General features: G+C 58.1%; 15 protein-coding genes. 8 read left to right on the top strand and 7 right to left on the bottom strand.

What is annotated here, in order from left to right; translation table 11 throughout:
• Positions 1–70: 70 nt before the first annotated feature.
• Positions 71–1,318 carry a ribonucleotide-diphosphate reductase subunit beta gene (locus JL015_RS02350; RefSeq protein ID WP_201017272.1) on the bottom strand — a complete coding sequence of 416 codons (1,248 nt, stop codon included), beginning with the start codon at positions 1,316–1,318 and terminating at the stop codon, positions 71–73.
• 685 nt (positions 1,319–2,003) lie between these two features.
• Complete coding sequence (locus JL015_RS02345) at positions 2,004–2,762, bottom strand: SDR family oxidoreductase (protein ID WP_201017271.1); 759 nt, start codon at positions 2,760–2,762, stop codon at positions 2,004–2,006.
• Positions 2,763–2,862: 100 nt separating this feature from the next.
• On the opposite strand from JL015_RS02345, the gene JL015_RS02340 reads away from it, so the two are divergent.
• Positions 2,863–3,456 carry a TetR/AcrR family transcriptional regulator gene (locus JL015_RS02340; protein ID WP_201000001.1) on the top strand — a complete coding sequence of 198 codons (594 nt, stop codon included), beginning with the start codon at positions 2,863–2,865 and terminating at the stop codon, positions 3,454–3,456.
• A 51-nt stretch (positions 3,457–3,507) separates the two neighbouring features.
• Here the strand turns inward: JL015_RS02340 and dctA are convergent, their stop codons facing one another.
• Positions 3,508–4,815 (bottom strand): C4-dicarboxylate transporter DctA, encoded by a 1,308-nt coding sequence (gene dctA / locus JL015_RS02335; RefSeq protein WP_201017270.1) that lies wholly within the window; start codon positions 4,813–4,815, stop codon positions 3,508–3,510.
• Positions 4,816–4,910: 95 nt separating this feature from the next.
• Positions 4,911–6,080, bottom strand: coding sequence for a mandelate racemase/muconate lactonizing enzyme family protein (locus JL015_RS02330; protein ID WP_201017269.1), 1,170 nt, complete (start codon positions 6,078–6,080; stop codon positions 4,911–4,913).
• Positions 6,081–6,179: 99 nt separating this feature from the next.
• On the opposite strand from JL015_RS02330, the gene JL015_RS02325 reads away from it, so the two are divergent.
• On the top strand, positions 6,180–7,058 hold the full coding sequence (locus JL015_RS02325; protein WP_201017268.1) for a LysR family transcriptional regulator: 879 nt from the start codon (positions 6,180–6,182) through the stop codon (positions 7,056–7,058).
• A gap of 233 nt (positions 7,059–7,291) precedes the next feature.
• On the opposite strand, the gene JL015_RS02320 is transcribed toward JL015_RS02325, so the two are convergent.
• Positions 7,292–10,204 carry a ribonucleoside-diphosphate reductase subunit alpha gene (locus tag JL015_RS02320; RefSeq protein WP_201017267.1) on the bottom strand — a complete coding sequence of 971 codons (2,913 nt, stop codon included), beginning with the start codon at positions 10,202–10,204 and terminating at the stop codon, positions 7,292–7,294.
• Positions 10,205–10,885: 681 nt separating this feature from the next.
• On the opposite strand from JL015_RS02320, the gene JL015_RS02315 reads away from it, so the two are divergent.
• From JL015_RS02315 to fhuF, 3 genes are read left to right on the top strand one after another with little or no spacing between them, the layout of a single operon-like run.
• A complete protein-coding gene (locus tag JL015_RS02315; protein WP_201017266.1) occupies positions 10,886–11,623 on the top strand; it encodes a response regulator in 738 nt (245 codons plus the stop codon).
• Positions 11,624–11,628: 5 nt separating this feature from the next.
• On the top strand, positions 11,629–13,239 hold the full coding sequence (locus tag JL015_RS02310) for an ATP-binding protein (RefSeq protein ID WP_201017265.1): 1,611 nt from the start codon (positions 11,629–11,631) through the stop codon (positions 13,237–13,239).
• Positions 13,197–13,922 carry a siderophore-iron reductase FhuF gene (gene fhuF, locus JL015_RS02305; RefSeq protein WP_201017519.1) on the top strand — a complete coding sequence of 242 codons (726 nt, stop codon included), beginning with the start codon at positions 13,197–13,199 and terminating at the stop codon, positions 13,920–13,922. The genes JL015_RS02310 and fhuF overlap by 43 nt, the downstream gene beginning before the upstream one ends.
• Before the next feature lies 1 nt (position 13,923).
• Here the strand turns inward: fhuF and JL015_RS02300 are convergent, their stop codons facing one another.
• Both JL015_RS02300 and JL015_RS02295 read right to left on the bottom strand, forming a co-directional pair.
• Positions 13,924–14,649 carry a 4'-phosphopantetheinyl transferase family protein gene (locus JL015_RS02300; RefSeq protein ID WP_201017518.1) on the bottom strand — a complete coding sequence of 242 codons (726 nt, stop codon included), beginning with the start codon at positions 14,647–14,649 and terminating at the stop codon, positions 13,924–13,926.
• A gap of 79 nt (positions 14,650–14,728) precedes the next feature.
• Positions 14,729–15,517 carry a dienelactone hydrolase family protein gene (locus JL015_RS02295; protein WP_201017264.1) on the bottom strand — a complete coding sequence of 263 codons (789 nt, stop codon included), beginning with the start codon at positions 15,515–15,517 and terminating at the stop codon, positions 14,729–14,731.
• Between the two features lie 172 nt (positions 15,518–15,689).
• Here JL015_RS02295 and JL015_RS02290 point away from each other — a divergent pair, with 172 nt between their 5' ends.
• From JL015_RS02290 to JL015_RS02280, 3 genes are read left to right on the top strand one after another with little or no spacing between them, the layout of a single operon-like run.
• Positions 15,690–16,040, top strand: a complete 351-nt coding sequence (locus JL015_RS02290) for a hypothetical protein (protein WP_201017263.1) — start codon at positions 15,690–15,692, stop codon at positions 16,038–16,040.
• Between the two features lie 11 nt (positions 16,041–16,051).
• Positions 16,052–16,729: a response regulator gene (locus JL015_RS02285; RefSeq protein ID WP_200999991.1), complete on the top strand. Its 678-nt coding sequence runs from the start codon at positions 16,052–16,054 to the stop codon at positions 16,727–16,729.
• Complete coding sequence (locus JL015_RS02280) at positions 16,726–18,069, top strand: ATP-binding protein (protein ID WP_200999990.1); 1,344 nt, start codon at positions 16,726–16,728, stop codon at positions 18,067–18,069. The genes JL015_RS02285 and JL015_RS02280 overlap by 4 nt, the downstream gene beginning before the upstream one ends.
• The last annotated feature ends 320 nt before the right edge of the window (positions 18,070–18,389 follow it).

The raw sequence follows: 18,389 nt of genomic DNA, 5'->3' as shown, positions 1-18,389 counted from the left end.
GGCTTTTCGCGAATGAATTCGCTCCTACGGCGGTAGGAGCGAATTTATTCGCGAAGAGAAGAAGAGCCGATCAATCCCAGCTCAACGCACCGCCAGTCTGATACTCGATAACCCGAGTCTCGAAGAAGTTCTTCTCTTTCTTCAAGTCCATGATCTCGCTCATCCATGGGAACGGGTTGTTGGTGCCCGGGTATTCTTCTTTCAGGCCGATCTGCGACAGGCGACGGTTGGCGATGAACTTGAGGTAGTCCTCCATCATCGCTGCGTTCATGCCCAGTACGCCGCGAGGCATGGTGTCGCGGGCGTATTCGATTTCCAGCTGGGTGCCTTGCAGGATCATCTGCGTGGCTTCTTCCTTCATCTCGTTATCCCACAGGTGCGGGTTTTCGATCTTGATCTGGTTGATCACGTCGATGCCGAAGTTCAGGTGCATGGACTCGTCGCGCAGGATGTACTGGAACTGCTCGGCGACGCCGGTCATCTTGTTGCGGCGGCCCATGGAGAGGATCTGGGTGAAGCCGCAATAGAAGAAGATGCCTTCCAGAACGCAGTAGTAGGCGATCAGGTTGCGCAGCAGTTCCTTGTCGGTTTCGACGGTGCCGGTCTCGAACTTCGGATCGGAGATCGAGCGGGTGTATTTCAGGCCCCAGGCTGCTTTTTTAGCGACCGATGGAATCTCGTGGTACATGTTGAAGATCTCGCCTTCATCCATGGCCAGCGATTCGATGCAGTACTGGTAAGCGTGGGTGTGGATCGCTTCCTCGAAGGCCTGGCGCAGGATGTACTGGCGGCACTCGGGGTTGGTGATCAGGCGGTACACGGCCAGCACGAGGTTGTTGGCAACCAGGGAGTCGGCGGTGGAGAAGAAGCCCAGGTTGCGCATCACGATGCGGCGCTCGTCGTCGGTCAGGCCTTCCGGGTTTTTCCAGAGGGCGATGTCGGCGGTCATGTTGACTTCTTGCGGCATCCAGTGGTTTGCGCAGCCGTCCAGGTACTTCTGCCATGCCCAGTCATATTTGAAAGGCACGAGCTGGTTGAGGTCGGCGCGGCAGTTGATCATGCGCTTTTCATCGACCGCGACGCGGGCCGAGGCACCTTCGAGTTCAGCAAGACCTTCGGCAACGTCCAGAGCGTCCAGCGCTTTCTTGGCGCGGATCAGGGCGGCGGAGTCGTTGGCGGTAATTGCACGGGCTTCCAGTGCCGCAGCGCCACCGGCGCTGTCCAGGCGGTCCATCGTGGCGTCGTGAGCCTGTGCAGCCTGGTTGGGTTTGGAGGCTACTTCGCCTTCGTCTTTGTCGAATTCGTCCCAGCTCAGCATGGTGGTAAAGCTCCTGTGCGTGAGGGTGCCAGCGGCAACCGCTTGGATTTTCAAGTGTGGATCGCCAGCGTTGCGAACGGTGCACGCTGGCAGTGATTTTTCGAGGTTTACTCGGAGTCTTTTCGTGATCGGCCGATCTATGAAATTGTCGGTCGTTCAATGAGCTTGTGGCGTTGGCTCACAAGCGTGCAATACGGGTCTTTGGGGTTGCTTTCAGGTGAGCCAGCTTTGCATGTGCAAATGGTCATTTGAGTACCCTGGAGCAAGCGCGGGAGTATACAGATTTTCCCCGAAGCTTGTTCATCCGTAATTGAATTTGCAGTGTGACTTCACGCTTTTCTTTCAGCGTTTGCACGTTCATTTTCATTGCACCGAAAATGGGCGGCAAACACAGCGGAAATCCCTTATGTAGTGTTTTTTACGATTTGAAACGCAGGATATAGTGCGTTGGCTTTTCGGGCAACGACTCATTGGCCGTGATTTTCGAGCGTTTGTTTAGAGCATGATCCAGGTCAAGAGTTTCATCTGCCGTAGATAGTGGCTCTTAAGGGGATGCGAGCATTTCAGGTGCCTGAATGCTGCCGGTTTGTCTGTCGTAAAGTCGACGAATGGCTGGCGAATAGTCGAAGCCCCTGATGCCATCTGTCTACAGCGATGGCATCAGGGGTTACCCACACGGTTAACGTCATTTTGCCGTTGGCTTGTATCCCGAAAGCATTTTCAACACGTCATCATGTGAGCCGCTCGCTTCAGCAAAACGTAATGGTTTGGCGCGTTCGACGACGAGTTCACGTGGGGTTGGAGTGATCTTGAACAGTTCGAATATCTCATCCAGAAACTCGTCCAGAGGCATGGCGTGTTCGTCGTTCTCCTGCCCAAGCAACGTGGTACGCACGCCCGGTGGCGCAAGCTCGATAACCTCGACCGACGAGTCTTCCAACTGCACTCGAAGGCTTTGGGTGAACGAATGAACGGCCGCTTTGGTTGCGCTGTAGGTCGGTGTTGCTGGCAGCGGAACGAAGGCCAAGGCCGAACTGATATTGATGATCGTTGCACTGGGCTGCTTGAGCAGTTGCGGAGTAAATGCATACACCATGCGGATCGTGCCCAGTAGGTTTGTTGTCACGATGTCTTCGGCGGTGCTCAGGTCTTGCTGATCAGTAAGATTCTCCCAGTGCATGATGCCGGCGTTGTTTATGAGCACGTTGAGGTTCGGGTGACTGATCGCAAGTGCTTCGCTGGTGCGCTGGATGGATTGCGGATCGGAAACGTCCAGCACGACTGATTCGATACCCGGGTATTCCGATACGATCTTGTCGAGCAGTGCCTTGCGACGTCCCGCGATGATGACGGTGTTGCCCGCCTTGTGGAGCCTGAGCGCCAGGCCAAGGCCTATGCCTGAGGTACTGCCGGTGACCAGAATCGTATTGCCAGTGCCGTTCATAGTAAACTCCAGTGAAAGCGCGTAATCGGACAAGTGTCCACTTGAGAGAAATTACCGGACAAGTGTCCGCTTTGCAATGCAGTGAAGGAAAACCTTGCTCATGAATGACGAATTGGTGATGCGTTCTGACGCCAGGAAAAACCGGGAACGTATCCTGGAGGTCGCCGTGGTCGAGCTGACACTCGATCCTGCTGTCCCGCTGAGCGCGATTGCGAAGAAAGCCGGAGTAGGGCAAGGCACGTTCTATCGCCATTTCGCGACCAGAGAGAGCCTGGTATTCGAGGTCTACCAATTTGAAATGCAACAAGTAGCCTCGTTGGCCGAGCAGTTGCTCGCGACAAGACCACCCAAGGAGGCCTTACGGGAATGGATGGACTGCCTCGCTGAATATGCGATGACAAAGGCCGGGCTCGCGATTGCGATACGACAGGCAGCCTCTACATACGAATTTCCGGGGAAGTCGGGATATGCGCCAGTCCAGAATGCAGCCGAACTGCTTTTGAGGGCCAATGAAAAGGCCGGCACGATTCGTAGCGGTGTGACCAACGATGACTTTTTTCTGGCCATTGCCGGCATATGGCAAATAGATGCCCAGAGCGAATGGCGCTCACGGCTTGCCAGATTGATGGGCCTGGTGATGGATGGTCTATGCGCTGGCAGCCCCGAAAGTCTGAAGAGCGATGTGAAGCGTTGATGAAACCGGTCATTGCCCTGTTTGAAGCGCAATGACCGGAGCATCTTGCGATTACTTTTGCGCCAGTAATGCCTTTCTGGTTGCCTTTTCATGCTTCATGGCGGCGATTTCACGCTCGCATGCCTCGACATCGAACGAGTTGTCCCACTTGGCTATGGCAATGGTGCCGATGCCATTACCGATCAGGTTGGTAACGGCTCTTGCTTCGTTCAGGAACCGATCGATGCCCAGGAGCAGAACGAGGCCTACCAGAGGAATGGAGTGGATGGTTGTGAGCGTTGCTGCGAGGGTTACGAAGCCCGCACCCGCCACGCCGGCCGAGCCTTTTGAGGTCAGCAGGAATACGCCCAGCAGAATCATCTGATCCATGAAGGTCAGGGGCGTGTTGGTCGCCTGGGCGATGAAGATGGCGGCCATGGTGAGATAGATGCAGGTGCCGTCGGCATTGAAGGTGTACCCCGTTGGCAGCACCATGCCCACCACGGATTTCTTGCAGCCGAGCTTTTCAAGTTTCACCATCATTCGCGGCAGTACGGCTTCAGTCGAGCAGGTTCCCAGAGTGATGAGAATTTCATCTTTGAAATAACGAAGAAACTGCATGAGGGGCATGCCCGACCATCTGGCAACCGCACCCAGTATGACTACGATGAAAATCAGGGTCGTGATGTAGAGCGCGACCAGCAACTGGCCGAGTGAAAGCAAGGTACCAATCCCGTACTTGCCAATGGTGAACGCCATGCCGGCACCGGCCCCGAGCGGAGCCAGGCGCATGACCATCGCAACGATCTTGAACAGGCCTTGCAGGAACAGATCAATGGTGTTGATCAGCGGCTTGCTGGTTTCGCCCATTTGAACCAGGGCTACCCCCATCAGGACCGAGAGCAGAATAACCTGAAGCATCACCCCATTGGAGAATGCGCCCAGGAAGGTATGGGGGATGATGTTGAGGAAGAACTCAATGGTGCCGCCTTGCTCGCTTGCCGCCTGGCTGTACTTGCTGATCGCACTTCCATCCAGCGCGCTGGCGTTGATGTTCATCCCTACGCCAGGTTTCACGATGTTGACCACAACAAGGCCGAGAACAAGGGCGATGGTCGAAAGAATCTCGAAGTAGATCAGCGCTTTCACGCCAATCCGCCCGACCTCTTTGATGCTGCCCATCTTGGCGATACCCACGACGACCGTACCGAAAATGATGGGCGCCAACAGCATCTTGATCAGCTTGATGAAGCCATCGGCGAAGGGTTGCAGCTTGGCTCCGATATCTGGCACGAAGTAACCGATTGCTGCACCGATCACGATGCCGATCAGCACCTGTACATATAGCTGGCTGTACCAGCGGGACTTGGAGATTTCCACGGAAGCACCTCATTTTATTTTTGTGATGGGCATGTGGCTTGAGGCTGGGTGATTGATCCGCGGCCTCTTCAAGAGAGACCGCAAATCACGAGTGATCAGCCTTCGCCCAACTCGCGCATGACCGCGTACAAGGCGGATTTCGCTTCGAAGCCGACACCTGGAATATCCGGCAGACCGACAAAACCATTTTCCACACGGATTCCGTCAGCGAAGCCGCCGAAAGGCTGGAACACGTCCGGATACGATTCGTTACCGCCCAGGTGCAGGCCCGCTGCGATGTTCAGGGACATCTGGTGACCACCGTGCGGCACCACACGGCGCGAAGACCAACCCATTTCTTCCATCACCTTCAGGGTGCGCATGTATTCCACCAGCCCGTAGGACAGGGCGCAGTCGAACTGGAGGTAATCGCGATCAGGGCGCATGCCGCCGTGGCGCAGAAGGTTGCGGGCATCCTGGTGGGAGAACAGGTTTTCACCCGTCGCCATGGGCAGTTCGTAGTGATTGGCAAGCTCGGCCTGCAGCGCATAGTCCAGCGGGTCACCGATCTCTTCGTACCAGAAGAGGTTGTACTTCTTGATGGCTTCGGCGTACGCAATACCGGTCTGCAGATCGAAACGGCCATTGGCATCCACCGCCAGTCGACGACCGTCACCGACCACTTCGAGCACGGCCTCGATGCGGCGGATATCTTCGTCCAGTGGCACTGCACCAATCTTCATCTTGACGACGTCGTAGCCACGATCCAGATAACTCTGCATTTCTGCCTTGAGCTTGGTCTGGTCTTTGCCGGGATAGTAGTAGCCGCCCGCTGCATAGACCCAGACCTTGTCATCGGCCACGCCGTTACGGTAGCGGTCGGCCAGGAGGCGATACAGCGGTTTGCCTTCAATCTTGGCGACGGCATCCCATACCGCCATGTCGATGGTGCCCACGGCGACCGAGCGCTCGCCGTGGCCGCCTGGCTTTTCGTTGGTCATCAGGGTTTTCCAGATGGCGAACGGGTCCAGGTTGTTGTTTTCATGATCGATGAGGGTGTCTGGGTCAGCTTCCGTGATACGCGCCAGGAACCGGTCGCGCATCAGGGCGCCCTGGCCATAACGGCCATTGGAGTTGAAGCCGTAGCCGATGACAGGCTTGCCATCGCGGATCACATCCGTGACCACGGCGACAACCGAGCAGGTCATTTTCGAGAAATCGATATAGGCGTTGGCAATGGGGGAGGCGATAGAGACAGTTTTTTCACGAATGTCCACGATACGCATGGCGGGTTCCTCTTGTTGTTGATGACCCCACGTTATGCTTTGCGATGACACCCGCCCAATGCTATTAATGCCGCGCCCTATGCACAGGAGGCATTGCCCTTGGAACTCGTCTGGCTCGAAGACTTTTCAGCGCTTGCGGAATACGGCAGCTTTGTCCGTGCCGCTGAAGCACGCCATGTCACTCAGCCGGCCTTCAGCCGCAGAGTGCGTTCATTGGAAAACTGGATGGGAGTTGAGTTGTTTGTGCGTACACCTCAGGGAGCCATCCTGACCGATGCGGGGAGGCAAATCCTGCCCGCTGCTCAGGAGGCTGCCAGACGTTTGTACCGGATACGCAACGAGGCTCAGGAGGTAGCGGGGGTGGCCGCCAGGTCCCTGCAATTCGCGGCCACTCACTCCCTGTCGTTTACATTTTTCCCCAAGTGGCTTCGCAGCTCGGAAAACGGTGCCCCCATCGAGTCGGTGCAACTGCACTCCGACAGTATGGCTGTCTGTGAACAGATGCTGATACATGGGCAGGTGCAGTTTCTGCTCTGCCACCGCCACCCCGATGTACCGCCTTTGCTGGCACCTGATCAGTTCATCGGCAAGAAGGTGGGTGAGGACGTGCTCGTTCCTCTGGCGAGTGCTTCTGCCCACTTCGGTACATCTCCCGCGGCGTTACCTTACCTCGCTTACACCCATGAGTCGGGTCTGGGGCGCATCGTCGCTCACCGCCTGCGTGGCAAGGAAGACTACCTGCACCTCAAACCGCTTTTCAGCACCCACCTCGCGGCGGTGCTGATGTCCATGGCCCTGGAAAGCAAGGGCGTGGCGTGGTTGCCCAAGAGCCTCACCGAGCAGGAAATACTCGATGGGCGTCTGGTCAGAGCCCTCGACGAAAGCTGGGATATACCTCTGGAAATTCATCTGACTCGCCCGGCAGCGCCACTCAGTCAATCTGCCGAAGACTTCTGGGCACGGATCGGCAGCAACTGATTTAACGCCGATCACTTAAGGCCTAAACAAAACTGGTGGGAGACAGCTTGCTGGCGAAAGGGCCTGTGAACCGGCAGAAACTCTGCATCTGTACACAGGAGCGTCGCCAGCAAGGTGTCTCCTACAAAGTGATTTATGACCCTGAATGATCGCGCTTTTCAGGCTGCCATAAACCAAAAACCCCCTGCATGAGCAGAGGGTTGATGGTGTTTCAGCGCTTTGTTACCTGAGTGTCATTGGCAAGCTTCGCAATCCGGCTCGTCAATGGCGCAGGCCTTTGGCACTGGGGCCGGGCCGGCGGGTGCTGCTTCGGCTGGACGTGGCGCGGTGATCGCGGAGTCGTCCGGGCCGTGGCCGCCGCTCGATACTGCGTTGAGCTTGCCGGTGTTGATGGTCGACTTCTCGGTGCTGGTCGCAGCCAGGGCACGGAGGTAGTAAGTGGTTTTCAGACCACGGTACCAGGCCATGCGGTAGGTCACGTCCAGTTTCTTGCCCGAAGCGCCAGCGATGTAGAGGTTCAGGGACTGAGCCTGATCGATCCACTTCTGACGGCGGCTTGCGGCGTCGACGATCCACTTGGTTTCCACTTCGAACGCGGTGGCGTAAAGCTCTTTGAGCTCCTGCGGAATGCGCTCGATCTGTTGTACGGAACCGTCGTAGTACTTCAGGTCGTTGATCATGACCGAGTCCCACAGATCGCGTGCCTTGAGGTCGCGAACCAGGTACGGGTTGATCACGGTGAATTCGCCCGACAGGTTCGATTTCACGTACAGGTTCTGATAGGTCGGTTCGATCGACTGCGATACGCCGGTGATGTTGGCGATGGTCGCGGTCGGTGCGATGGCCATGATGTTCGAGTTACGGATACCTTTCTGAACGCGGGCACGTACCGGCGCCCAGTCCAGGGTTTCCTTCAGGTCGACATCGATGTACTTCTGGCCACGGGCTTCGATCAGGATCTGTTGCGAATCCAGTGGCAGGATGCCCTTGGACCACAGCGAACCCTGGAACGTCTCGTAGGCGCCGCGCTCGTCCGCCAGGTCACAGGATGCCTGGATGGCGTAGTAGCTGACCGCTTCCATGGAAGTGTCGGCGAACTCGACGGCCGCTTGCGAACCGTACGGGATGTGCTGCAGGTACAGCGCGTCCTGGAAGCCCATGATGCCCAGGCCGACCGGACGGTGGCGGAAGTTGGAGTTCTTCGCCTGCGGTACCGAGTAGTAGTTGATGTCGATCACGTTGTCGAGCATGCGAACCGCTACATCGACAGTACGCTTGAGCTTGTCGGTGTCCAGCTTGCCGTTGACGATGTGGTTCGGCAGGTTGATCGAGCCCAGGTTGCAGACCGCGATCTCGTCCTTGTTGGTGTTCAGGGTGATCTCGGTGCACAGGTTCGAGCTGTGGACCACGCCCACGTGCTGCTGCGGGCTGCGCAGGTTGCACGGGTCCTTGAAGGTCAGCCATGGGTGGCCGGTCTCGAACAGCATCGAGAGCATCTTGCGCCACAGATCCTTGGCCTGGATGGTCTTGAACAGCTTGATCTTGCCTGGGTACTCGGTCAGGGCTTCGTAGTACTCGTAACGCTCTTCGAAGGCCTTGCCGGTCAGGTCGTGCAGGTCCGGTACTTCCGATGGCGAGAACAGGGTCCACTGGCCGTCATCGAAGACGCGCTTCATGAACAGATCAGGGATCCAGTTGGCGGTGTTCATGTCGTGGGTACGACGACGATCATCACCGGTGTTCTTGCGCAGCTCGATGAACTCTTCAATGTCCATGTGCCAGGTTTCCAGGTAGGCACAGACAGCGCCTTTGCGCTTGCCGCCCTGGTTGACCGCAACGGCGGTGTCGTTGACCACTTTCAGGAAAGGTACGACGCCTTGCGACTTGCCGTTGGTGCCCTTGATGTAGGAGCCCAGAGCACGAACCGGAGTCCAGTCGTTGCCCAGGCCGCCTGCGAATTTGGACAGCATGGCGTTGTCGTGGATGGCGTGGTAGATGCCCGACAGGTCATCCGGCACGGTGGTCAGGTAGCAGCTGGACAGCTGTGGACGCAGGGTACCGGCGTTGAACAGTGTCGGCGTCGACGACATGTAGTCGAAGGACGACAACAGGTTGTAGAACTCGATGGCGCGATCTTCCTTGGCTTTCTCTTCGATCGCCAGGCCCATGGCCACACGCATGAAGAAGATCTGCGGCAGTTCGAAACGCACGCCATCCTTATGGATGAAGTAACGGTCATACAGGGTTTGCAGGCCCAGGTAAGTGAACTGCTGGTCGCGCTCGTGGTTGATCGCCTTGCCCAGCTTGACCAGATCGAAGTCGGCCAGCACAGGGTTGAGCAGTTCGTACTTGATACCGGTGGCGATGTAGGCAGGCAGGGCCTTGGCGTACAGGTCGGCCATTTCGTGGTGCGTGGCGCTGTCGGCGACTTCCAGGAAGCTCAGGCCTTCGGCACGCAGGGTGTCCATCAGCAGGCGGGCGGTGACGAACGAGTAGTTCGGCTCACGCTCGACCAGAGTACGGGCAGTCATGACCAGTGCGGTGTTGACGTCTTTCAGTGCAACGCCGTCGTACAGGTTTTTCAGGGTTTCGGTCTGGATCAGGTTGGCGTCGACTTCAGCCAGGCCTTCGCACGCTTCGGTAACGATGGTGTTCAGACGACCCATGTCCAGCGGCGTCAGGCTGCCGTCGGCACGAGTGATGCGGATCGACGGGTGAGCCTGGACTTCGCTTTCGGTAGCGCGGCCAGCACGCTCCTTGGCACGGGAGTCACGATAGATGACGTAGTCGCGAGCGACTTTCTGCTCACCGGCACGCATCAGGGCCAGTTCGACCTGGTCCTGGATTTCTTCGATGTGGATGGTGCCGCCCGATGGCATGCGACGCTTGAAGGTCGCGGTGACTTGCTCGGTCAGACGTGCAACGGTGTCGTGGATGCGCGACGAGGCGGCAGCATTGCCACCTTCAACTGCAAGAAACGCTTTGGTGATAGCGACGGTGATCTTGTCATCGGTGTACGCAACAACAGTGCCGTTACGCTTGATCACGCGCAGTTGACCAGGTGCGGTCGCGGTCAGGTCCTGTTGGCCCTGGCTCGATTGCGGCGCATTGGTCGGCGAGTTCTCGCGAGTTGTGTCTGTTTGCATGGGTGTCTCCACGTTCTTTAAGTTTGTTTGGGCAGCCAGGCCACCCACCGATCCGTCTTGAGGCATTCAGCCGCCAAAAGGGGCGACTGCAAAGGACTTCAAAACGGAGAAAGGAGCGCTTGATCACCGCTCCCGGGCTTTGAAGTCAAAAGGGGAATGGTTCGATGGCCATTCCCTTGAAAATCTGATGAATATTGCTCATTTGATGTTGCAAAACGTGTACCGGCTTGCCAAAGGCTGGCGCGGTCGATTGGGCTATTGAACACGTCTTAAAGTTCAACCGTGCAGGCACAAGAAAAATGCTTGAATTTCTCGATTGAGTTGTGTTGGCGTTTCTCCACAAAACCCTACATGTAGGGTGTCGCTTCGGATCGGGCTACAAGATAATGCGTTTGGGACATCAATTGCAACGCACAGCCTGTGGATAAGCTTGTGCGTAGTTTGTGTATGAATCGCCCATATCGCGTGTAGGCCGCATAACTACTGAGCTGGACCGTTTGTCATTGTTTTTTACATCTGTTGGCGGCTCTGAGCGGATTTTTGCGGGCGCGAACCCTATCACAAAAAACGCATCGTGCAAGGCCGCTCTGGCATGTCGTGTGCTTGTCCCAGCGCTTGCTACAATCGCCTCCACCGATGCGATAGAAAACGCCTTGCATAACAACAATCAGGAGGCAGCTTGTGGAGCAAGAAAACTGGCAGGTGCTGATCGTCGAAGATGATCGGCGATTGGCCGAGTTGACCTGTGATTATCTGCAGAGCAACGGCCTGAGCGTGGCCATCGAGGGCAATGGCGCTCTGGCGGCGGCGCGCATCATTGATGAGCAGCCGGATCTGGTGATCCTCGACCTGATGCTTCCCGGCGAAGACGGTCTGAGCATCTGCCGCAAGGTGCGCGGCCGTTATGACGGGCCGATCCTGATGCTCACCGCACGCACCGACGATTCCGATCAGATCCAGGGGCTGGACACAGGTGCTGACGATTTTGTCTGCAAACCTGTTCACCCGCGCGTGTTGCTGGCGCGCATCCACGCCTTGCTGCGGCGCAGTGAAGCACCGCAAGTGCCTGCCGCCGAGTTGCGCCGTCTGGTGTTCGGCCCGCTGGTGGTGGATAACGCCTTGCGCGAGGCCTGGCTGCGGGATCAAAGCATCGAGCTGACTGGTGCCGAGTTCGATCTGTTGTGGCTGCTGGTCGCCAATGCCGGGCGCATCCTGTCGCGGGAAGAAATCTTCACGGCCTTGCGTGGTGTGGGCTATGACGGCCAGGACCGCTCCATCGACGTGCGTATTTCGCGCATTCGCCCGCGTATCGGCGACGATCCGATTCACCCGCGTCTGATCAAAACGGTGCGCAGCAAGGGCTATCTGTTTGTGCCTGAAGCCGCGCAGGACATGAACAGCTTTGTCCTGAACGGCTGACCCCCATGAACTCCATTTTTCTGCGCATCTATGGCGGCATGCTGGGCGTACTGGTGTTGGTGGCCTTGCTCGGGGTGCTGGCGCTGCATCTGCTCAATCAGGAGCGAAGCGGGCAATACCGCGAGCGGCTGGCCCACGGCACCTTTACGGTAATGGCCGATAACCTGATCCCCTTGAATGACATCGAGCGTCGTCGTGCGCTGGCGGTATGGGAACGCTTGTTGGGGATTCCACTGAGCCTGCAAAGTGTCGAACAGGCAAACCTGGACAGCAGTGCCCGCAGCCGCTTGCAGCGCGGGCAGGTGGTGGTCGAGCAGATCGGCCCGCATGCGGCCAGGGTCTATCGTCAGCTCAGTGATAATGAGCACTTGTTGCTGACCGGCGAGGTGCAGCAAATCACTGAGCAGTTGGCGCGGGCCACCATCTATTTATTGATCGACGAACTGGTGCGCCTGCCGGTCGATGAACAACCGGCCCGGCTGCAAGCCTTGCGGGTGAGCAAGGGCTTTGGCTTTGATCTGAACCTCATTGCACTGGATCAGGCCGATCTGGATGACGATCAGCGCCGGCGTGTCTATGAGGGCGATACGGTCATGGCGCTGGGCAAGGGCGGTGATTCCATCCGCGTGCTGTCCGGGATCGTCGATACCAACTGGGTGCTGGAAATCGGCCCGCTGTACCAGATGAATCCTTATCCGCCCCAACTGCTGGTGCTGATTGCCCTGTTGGGGCTGTGTTTTATCGGCGTGGTGGTTTACCTGTTGGTGCGGCCTCTTGAACGACGGGTGCAGGCGCTGGAAGCGGCTGCCACTTTGATCGCCAAAGGCAGCCTGCAAACGCGGGTCCCCACCGAAGGCTCCGACTCCATCGGGCGTCTGGCAGCCGCGTTCAACAGCATGGCCGAGCACTTGCAGCGCTCGCTGATGATCCAGCGCGAACTGGTGCGTGCGGTGTCCCATGAACTGCGCACGCCAGTGTCGCGTTTGCGCTTTGGTCTGGAGATGATTCAGGACGCAGCCACGCCTGAGGCCCGCCAGAAATACATGACCGGCATGGACCACGACATTCAGGACCTCGACAAGCTCGTGGACGAGATGTTGACCTATGCGCGACTGGAGCAGGGCGCGCCGACCCTGAATTTCCAGCGTATCGATCTGGACCTGTTGATCAATCGGGTGATCGCGGAACTGGCGCCCTTGCGCGCCAATGTCCGGGTCGCGCGTGGCGAATGTGTGATAACCACCGTGGGTGAGTCAGCCTGGGTGGATGCCGAACCTCGTTACATGCATCGGGCGGTGCAGAATCTGGTGAGCAACGCCATGCGCCATGCCGAGTCGCAAGTCAGCATCAGCTATCGACTGGAGCCGGGATGCTGTCGTCTCGATGTCGAAGACGACGGCCCCGGCGTGCCGGAAAGTGCCTGGGAGCAAATCTTCACGCCTTTCATGCGTCTGGATGACAGCCGCACCCGAGCGTCCGGCGGGCACGGGCTGGGGTTGTCCATCGTGCGGCGAATCATCAACTGGCACGAAGGCCGCGCATCCATCGACCGCAGCGGGAGTCTGGGCGGCGCCTGTTTCACGCTGGTCTGGCCGCGCATTCAGGAATCGCGATGAACACATTGTTCGCTGGGCCGCTGGCGCGGTTCGGGCAGACGCTGCTGGCGGCAGATGATCCGCGACGGGTGACGGCGTTGCCCGATTTGCTTCACAAGGACTCGCTGGATGCTTTACTGACCGGGCTTTACGGGCCGGATTTGATGGCCGCTCATTTGCCGGTGCTGGTGTCGCAATGGGCCAAGTATTACTTCATGCAGGCCATTCCGCCGCTGGTGGTTGCCAGCCTTGTTCATGGCTGGCACTGGCCGCTGAAGCTGGAGCAGGTGGCGGTAGCGCTGGATGAGCGGGGCGTGCCGACGGGAGTGAAGCTGCTGGGCGAAGGGGCGGCATGGGGTGAGTTACCGGTCGATCCCTTTCAGCGTTTCGCCAGCCTGCTGGACGATAACCTGCAACCGTTCATTGAGGCATTGAGCGCTTATGGTGATTTGGCCGGGGGAGTGCTGTGGTGCAGCGTCGGGGATTATCTGGAAGGTTGTCTGTTGCAACTGGGCCAGTGCAGCGAGGTATCGCTGGAGGCAGGGCAGGCGTTGCTGGCTGCGCGAGTGCGCCCGGACGGCAGGCGCAACCCGTTGTTCAGGGCGGTGAGTTATAGCGGGCAGCGTCGTCAGCGCCGCACGTGCTGCCTGAGTTATCAGGTCGAGTGGGTCGGGCGCTGCGAGCATTGCCCGTTGCCGGCCTGATTCAGGCTGCGATGCTGACCAGGCTCAACAAGTGCTGATCCTGCACGCTGAACTGGCCTTCCAGTTCCTTGCCGCTGTGCCATTCACTGGACAGGTCCATCAATAGACGCAGGCGTACGCTGCCATCGGCTGACCATTCCAGCAGTTGCGCGTCTTCAAAGTAGAAGCGTTTCTGCACGATGGGGTAGAGCGCCTTGAACAGCGCTTCCTTGATCGAGAAGGTCAGGGTGACCCGTAGCGCTATTTCTTCTTGCGGGCCTGCTGCCATGGCGGCCAGTTCATCGGCGGTGAGGATTTCTCCGGCCAGCCGTGTGGCGCGGTCGGTGCTCAACAGGTTTTCGGTATCCAGCCCCAGCCCGCGCCATTGTTGTCTGGGCGCAACGATGGCGGCTGCCCAGCCGGTGCTGTGGGTGATCGAGCCGCAGATATCGGTCGGCCAGATCGGCGCACGATCTTCGCCAATAGTGGGGACGTACAGGCGCTCATCGAGTTGTCGCAACGCTTCACGGGCGCAGAGCCGACCGGCGAGGAATTCCGCCTGACGCTTGGCGACCGAGCGCTGAATGCTGGCGGGCGGCGCGATGGCGCAACGCTGGAAATCGCCTTCGACCAGTTTTTGCGGGTCGAAATGACTGCTGACCAATATTGCACCCGGCACAGCGTGTGGCAGAGGCCAGTGTCGCGTGGGTTCGGAGCAGCAGGTGGGGAATGTCGGGATTTGAGTCATGGGATGCATTGTATTTGCTTCGCGAATGAATTCGCTCCTACACAGTTCTGTAGGAGCGAATTCATTCGCGAAAGGTTGATCAACCAAATATCTTCTTGAAGAACGCTTGCATGTCCGCCCACGAACTCTGGTCGGCGGCCTTGTCGTAGCCGATGTCCGGGCCGCCATGGTCGCCGTGGCTCAAGCGGTCGGCGTCGGGGTTGGTGAAGCCGTGTTTCGCGCCTTCGATGCTGACGAACTTGTAGTCAGCCTTGGCGTCGTCCATTTCCTTCTTGAAGGCAAGGACGTGTTCAGGCGTGACCATGCTGTCCTTGGCGCCATGCTCTACCAGCATTGGAACCTTGATGCCCGGTTTGGCAGGCGTATTGGTTACCAGCGCGCCATGGAAACTCACTACGCCCGCCAGTGGTTCGCCGCGACGTGCCGCATCAAGCACGATCTTGCCGCCGAAGCAGTAGCCGATGGCAGCGATCTTTGCCGGGTTGGTCTGTGGCTGTTTCTTCAGTTGCTCAAGGCCTGCGTCGAAGCGCTTGTCTGCTGCATCGCTGTCCTTGAGAGCTGCCTGCATGAAGGCCAGAGCGTCCTTGGGGTGTTCGGTGTTCTTGCCGTCGCCGTACATGTCGATGGCCAGAGCGCTGTAACCCAGTGCGGCGAGATCGCGGGCGCGACGTTTGGCGTAATCGTTCAGCCCCCACCATTCGTGAACCACCAGCACGCCGGGGCGCTGGCCCTTGATGGCGTCGTCGTAGGCGTAGTAACCCACCAGTTTTGTACCGTCGGCACTTTTGTAATCGATCTGTTCGGTCTTGATCGCTGCCTGGGCCAGGCCGGTGAGGCTCATCATGATCAACGCAATCCACACACGCATGTTCAGTTCCTTCTAGCAGGAGGGAATAAAGGGCACAGCTTAGACGATTCCGCTTTTTTATCCTGTACTTGTGTTCAGCGCAGGTTCAGAGCGCGTTCAGTAACAGTTCAGGCCATGGGGGCTACTGTGAAATCGTACTTTGACAGTGTCCCCGATCGCAAAAGGAGTCCTTATGTTGAACATCAACAAGTTTTTCCTGGCGTTGGCTTTTCTGGGTGGCAGTGCTGCGGCGCAGGCCAGTGATGGGCGGTTGGAGCCGGCACGTATCGAGTTCGGTAAAACCAGCGAGAGGCTTGACGATGCCAATGGCTGGAGCCATGGTCTGGGTCAGCATGAGCCGTTGGTTTCTTCAACAGGGGCGCTCTATTCGCCGGCTATTTATGGCAGTCTTTCAGGCACCTACAATGGCGTGTCTGTCAGCCGCGAGGCCCTGCTGGGCGGATATGATGTAAAACAGCGTTTGCCCTTGAGCACGATGCTGTCGAGTACCGATTCGGCAAAGTCGTTTCATTATTTGTCTTAGGGGAGAGCTGCATGAAGTTGTTGGTGGTCGAGGATGAGGCGCTGCTACGTCATCACTTGTGGACTCGCTTGACCGAAGCGGGCCATGTGGTGGAGGCGGTGGCCAATGCCGAGGAGGCGCTGTATCAGGTCGGGCAGTTCAATCATGATCTGGCCGTGATCGATCTTGGATTGCCGGGTATTGGCGGGCTGGACCTCATCCGCCAGTTGCGTGCTCAAGGCAAGGCGTTTCCGATCCTGATTCTCACCGCCCGCGGCAACTGGCAGGACAAGGTCGAAGGGCTGGCTGCCGGTGCGGATGATTACGTGGTCAAGCCGTTCCAGTTCGAGGAGCTTGAAGCGCGACTCAATGCCTTGTTGCGTCGTTCCAGTGGCTTCATCCAGTCGACCATCACGGCGGGGCCTTTGTTGCTTGACCTCAATCGCAAGCAGGCCGCACTGGACGAACAGCCATTGGCGCTGACGGCCTACGAATACCGGATTCTCGAATACCTGATGCTTCATCACCAGCAAGTGGTGCCCAAGGAGCGCCTGATGGAGCAGTTGTACCCTGACGACGATGAGCGCGATCCGAATGTGATCGAGGTGCTGGTCGGGCGCCTGCGCCGCAAGCTGGAAGGTAGCGTGGCATTCAAACCTATCGATACGGTGCGTGGCATGGGGTATCTGTTCACTGAGCGCTGTACATGATTCGTTCGCTGCGCCTGCGTTTGATGCTGGCCGCTGCAACTCTGGCGGTGATTTTCATGTTGCTGATGCTGCCTGCCTTGCAGGGCGCATTCAGCCTGGCATTGCGTGGCGCAATCGAGCAGCGTCTGGCGTCGGATGTGACGACCATGATTTCAGCCGCGCGTGTCGAAGACGGGCGCCTGCTGATGCCATCGCTGTTGCCCAGCGAACAGTTCAACCTGCCGGGCAGCCGCTTGCTTGGCTATATCTATAACCTTCAGGGCCAACTGGTCTGGCGCTCGCTGGGCACTGAAGGTGAAAACATCAAATACCACCCGCACTATGACGGCCAGGGCAGTCAGTTTTCCAAGATAAAGGAAGCCAACGGCGACGAGTATTTCGTCTATGACGCCGAGATTCGCCTGCTGGGCGGGCGCAATGCGGCGTTCAGTATCGTGGCCCTGCAACCCTTGCGCGACTATCAGGAAACCATCGCTGGCCTGCGACAGAAACTGTACCTGGGGTTTGGCGGGGCCTTGCTGGTGCTGCTGGGGTTGCTGTGGCTTGGGCTGACCTGGGGGCTGCGAGCGCTCAAGGGCTTGAGTCAGGAGCTGGATCAGGTTGAGGCGGGCGCCCGCGATAGCTTGAGTGAAGAGCATCCCAGCGAATTGCTACGCCTGACCGACTCCCTGAACCGCCTGTTACGTAGCGAGCGCGAGCAGCGCACCCGGTATCGTGATTCTCTTGGGGACCTGGCCCATAGCCTGAAAACACCGCTGGCGGTGTTGCAGGGTGTCAGTGAAAACATCGCCAAACGCCCGGAAGATGTGGAGCAGGCCAGGGTTCTGCAGTCGCAGATCGAGCGTATGAGCCAGCAGATCGGTTACCAATTACAACGTGCCAGCCTGCGCAAGAGCGGTCTGGTGCGGCATCACGTGATGCTGCGCCCGGTGGTCGAAAGCCTGTGCAACACCCTGGAGAAGGTTTACCGCGACAAGCAGGTCAAGGTCACGCTGGACCTGCCCGAGCAATGCCAGGTGCCGATGGAAGAGGGCGCATTGCTGGAAATGCTCGGCAACCTGCTGGAAAACGCTTACCGGCTCTGCCTTGGCGAAGTCAGGGTCAGTTTTCAGTCATCTGCAACGGGTGACGAATTGTGCGTCGAGGACGATGGTCCCGGCATCCCGCTGCGCCAGCGAGCGCGCATTCTTGAGCGCGGCGAGCGGCTTGACCGCCAGAATCCGGGGCAGGGCATCGGGCTGGCGGTGGTCAAGGACATCATCGAAAGCTACAGCGCCCGCCTGACCCTGGGCGATTCACCGCTGGGCGGGGCGGTGTTCAGGATTCATTTTCTGGCGTGATCATCGTTTTGTGTGAGGGGCCTTGGCCGCGACGGGGGATGCTCTGGTCGACAATCACAACCTCCATTAGGCGGATACCCGCCACCCTTTCGGTTTTTTTATTCGCTATCGGCGGAAAACCGCCACTGTCATGGCCTTTTCATACTAGTGTTTATACAGCGACGCCTTGTGATCCGGGCTCTGGATGATTTTTTCCAGGAGTGGCACGCCGCTTGCTACTTGTCGTCGTAGAGAACTGCCCTGTGCAAACTCGACACAACAAATCCCTCCAGTGCAGGAGGGTTAGTGCTTTATAGGCTCGCGTGCATCAGGTGAGATGC

Source organism: Pseudomonas cichorii, from assembly GCF_015471405.1.
Classification (GTDB): domain Bacteria; phylum Pseudomonadota; class Gammaproteobacteria; order Pseudomonadales; family Pseudomonadaceae; genus Aquipseudomonas; species Aquipseudomonas serbiensis.
The sequence above is the reverse complement of the archived record's forward strand: the minus strand, read 5'-3'. Positions and strand labels throughout refer to the sequence as shown.

Bases quoted from the DNA above. Each gene is read 5' to 3' on its own strand.
- JL015_RS02310 (WP_201017265.1), top strand. From the start codon at position 11,629: ATGAACTCCATTTTTCTGCGCATCTATGGCGGCATGCTGGGCGTACTG.
- JL015_RS02295 (WP_201017264.1), bottom strand. From the start codon at position 15,517: ATGCGTGTGTGGATTGCGTTGATCATGATGAGCCTCACCGGCCTGGCC.
- JL015_RS02330 (WP_201017269.1), bottom strand. From the start codon at position 6,080: ATGCGTATCGTGGACATTCGTGAAAAAACTGTCTCTATCGCCTCCCCC.
- JL015_RS02280 (WP_200999990.1), top strand. From the start codon at position 16,726: ATGATTCGTTCGCTGCGCCTGCGTTTGATGCTGGCCGCTGCAACTCTG.
- JL015_RS02340 (WP_201000001.1), top strand. From the start codon at position 2,863: ATGAATGACGAATTGGTGATGCGTTCTGACGCCAGGAAAAACCGGGAA.
- JL015_RS02350 (WP_201017272.1), bottom strand. From the start codon at position 1,318: ATGCTGAGCTGGGACGAATTCGACAAAGACGAAGGCGAAGTAGCCTCC.
- JL015_RS02320 (WP_201017267.1), bottom strand. From the start codon at position 10,204: ATGCAAACAGACACAACTCGCGAGAACTCGCCGACCAATGCGCCGCAA.
- JL015_RS02285 (WP_200999991.1), top strand. From the start codon at position 16,052: ATGAAGTTGTTGGTGGTCGAGGATGAGGCGCTGCTACGTCATCACTTG.
- JL015_RS02345 (WP_201017271.1), bottom strand. From the start codon at position 2,762: ATGAACGGCACTGGCAATACGATTCTGGTCACCGGCAGTACCTCAGGC.
- JL015_RS02290 (WP_201017263.1), top strand. From the start codon at position 15,690: ATGTTGAACATCAACAAGTTTTTCCTGGCGTTGGCTTTTCTGGGTGGC.
- JL015_RS02300 (WP_201017518.1), bottom strand. From the start codon at position 14,649: ATGACTCAAATCCCGACATTCCCCACCTGCTGCTCCGAACCCACGCGA.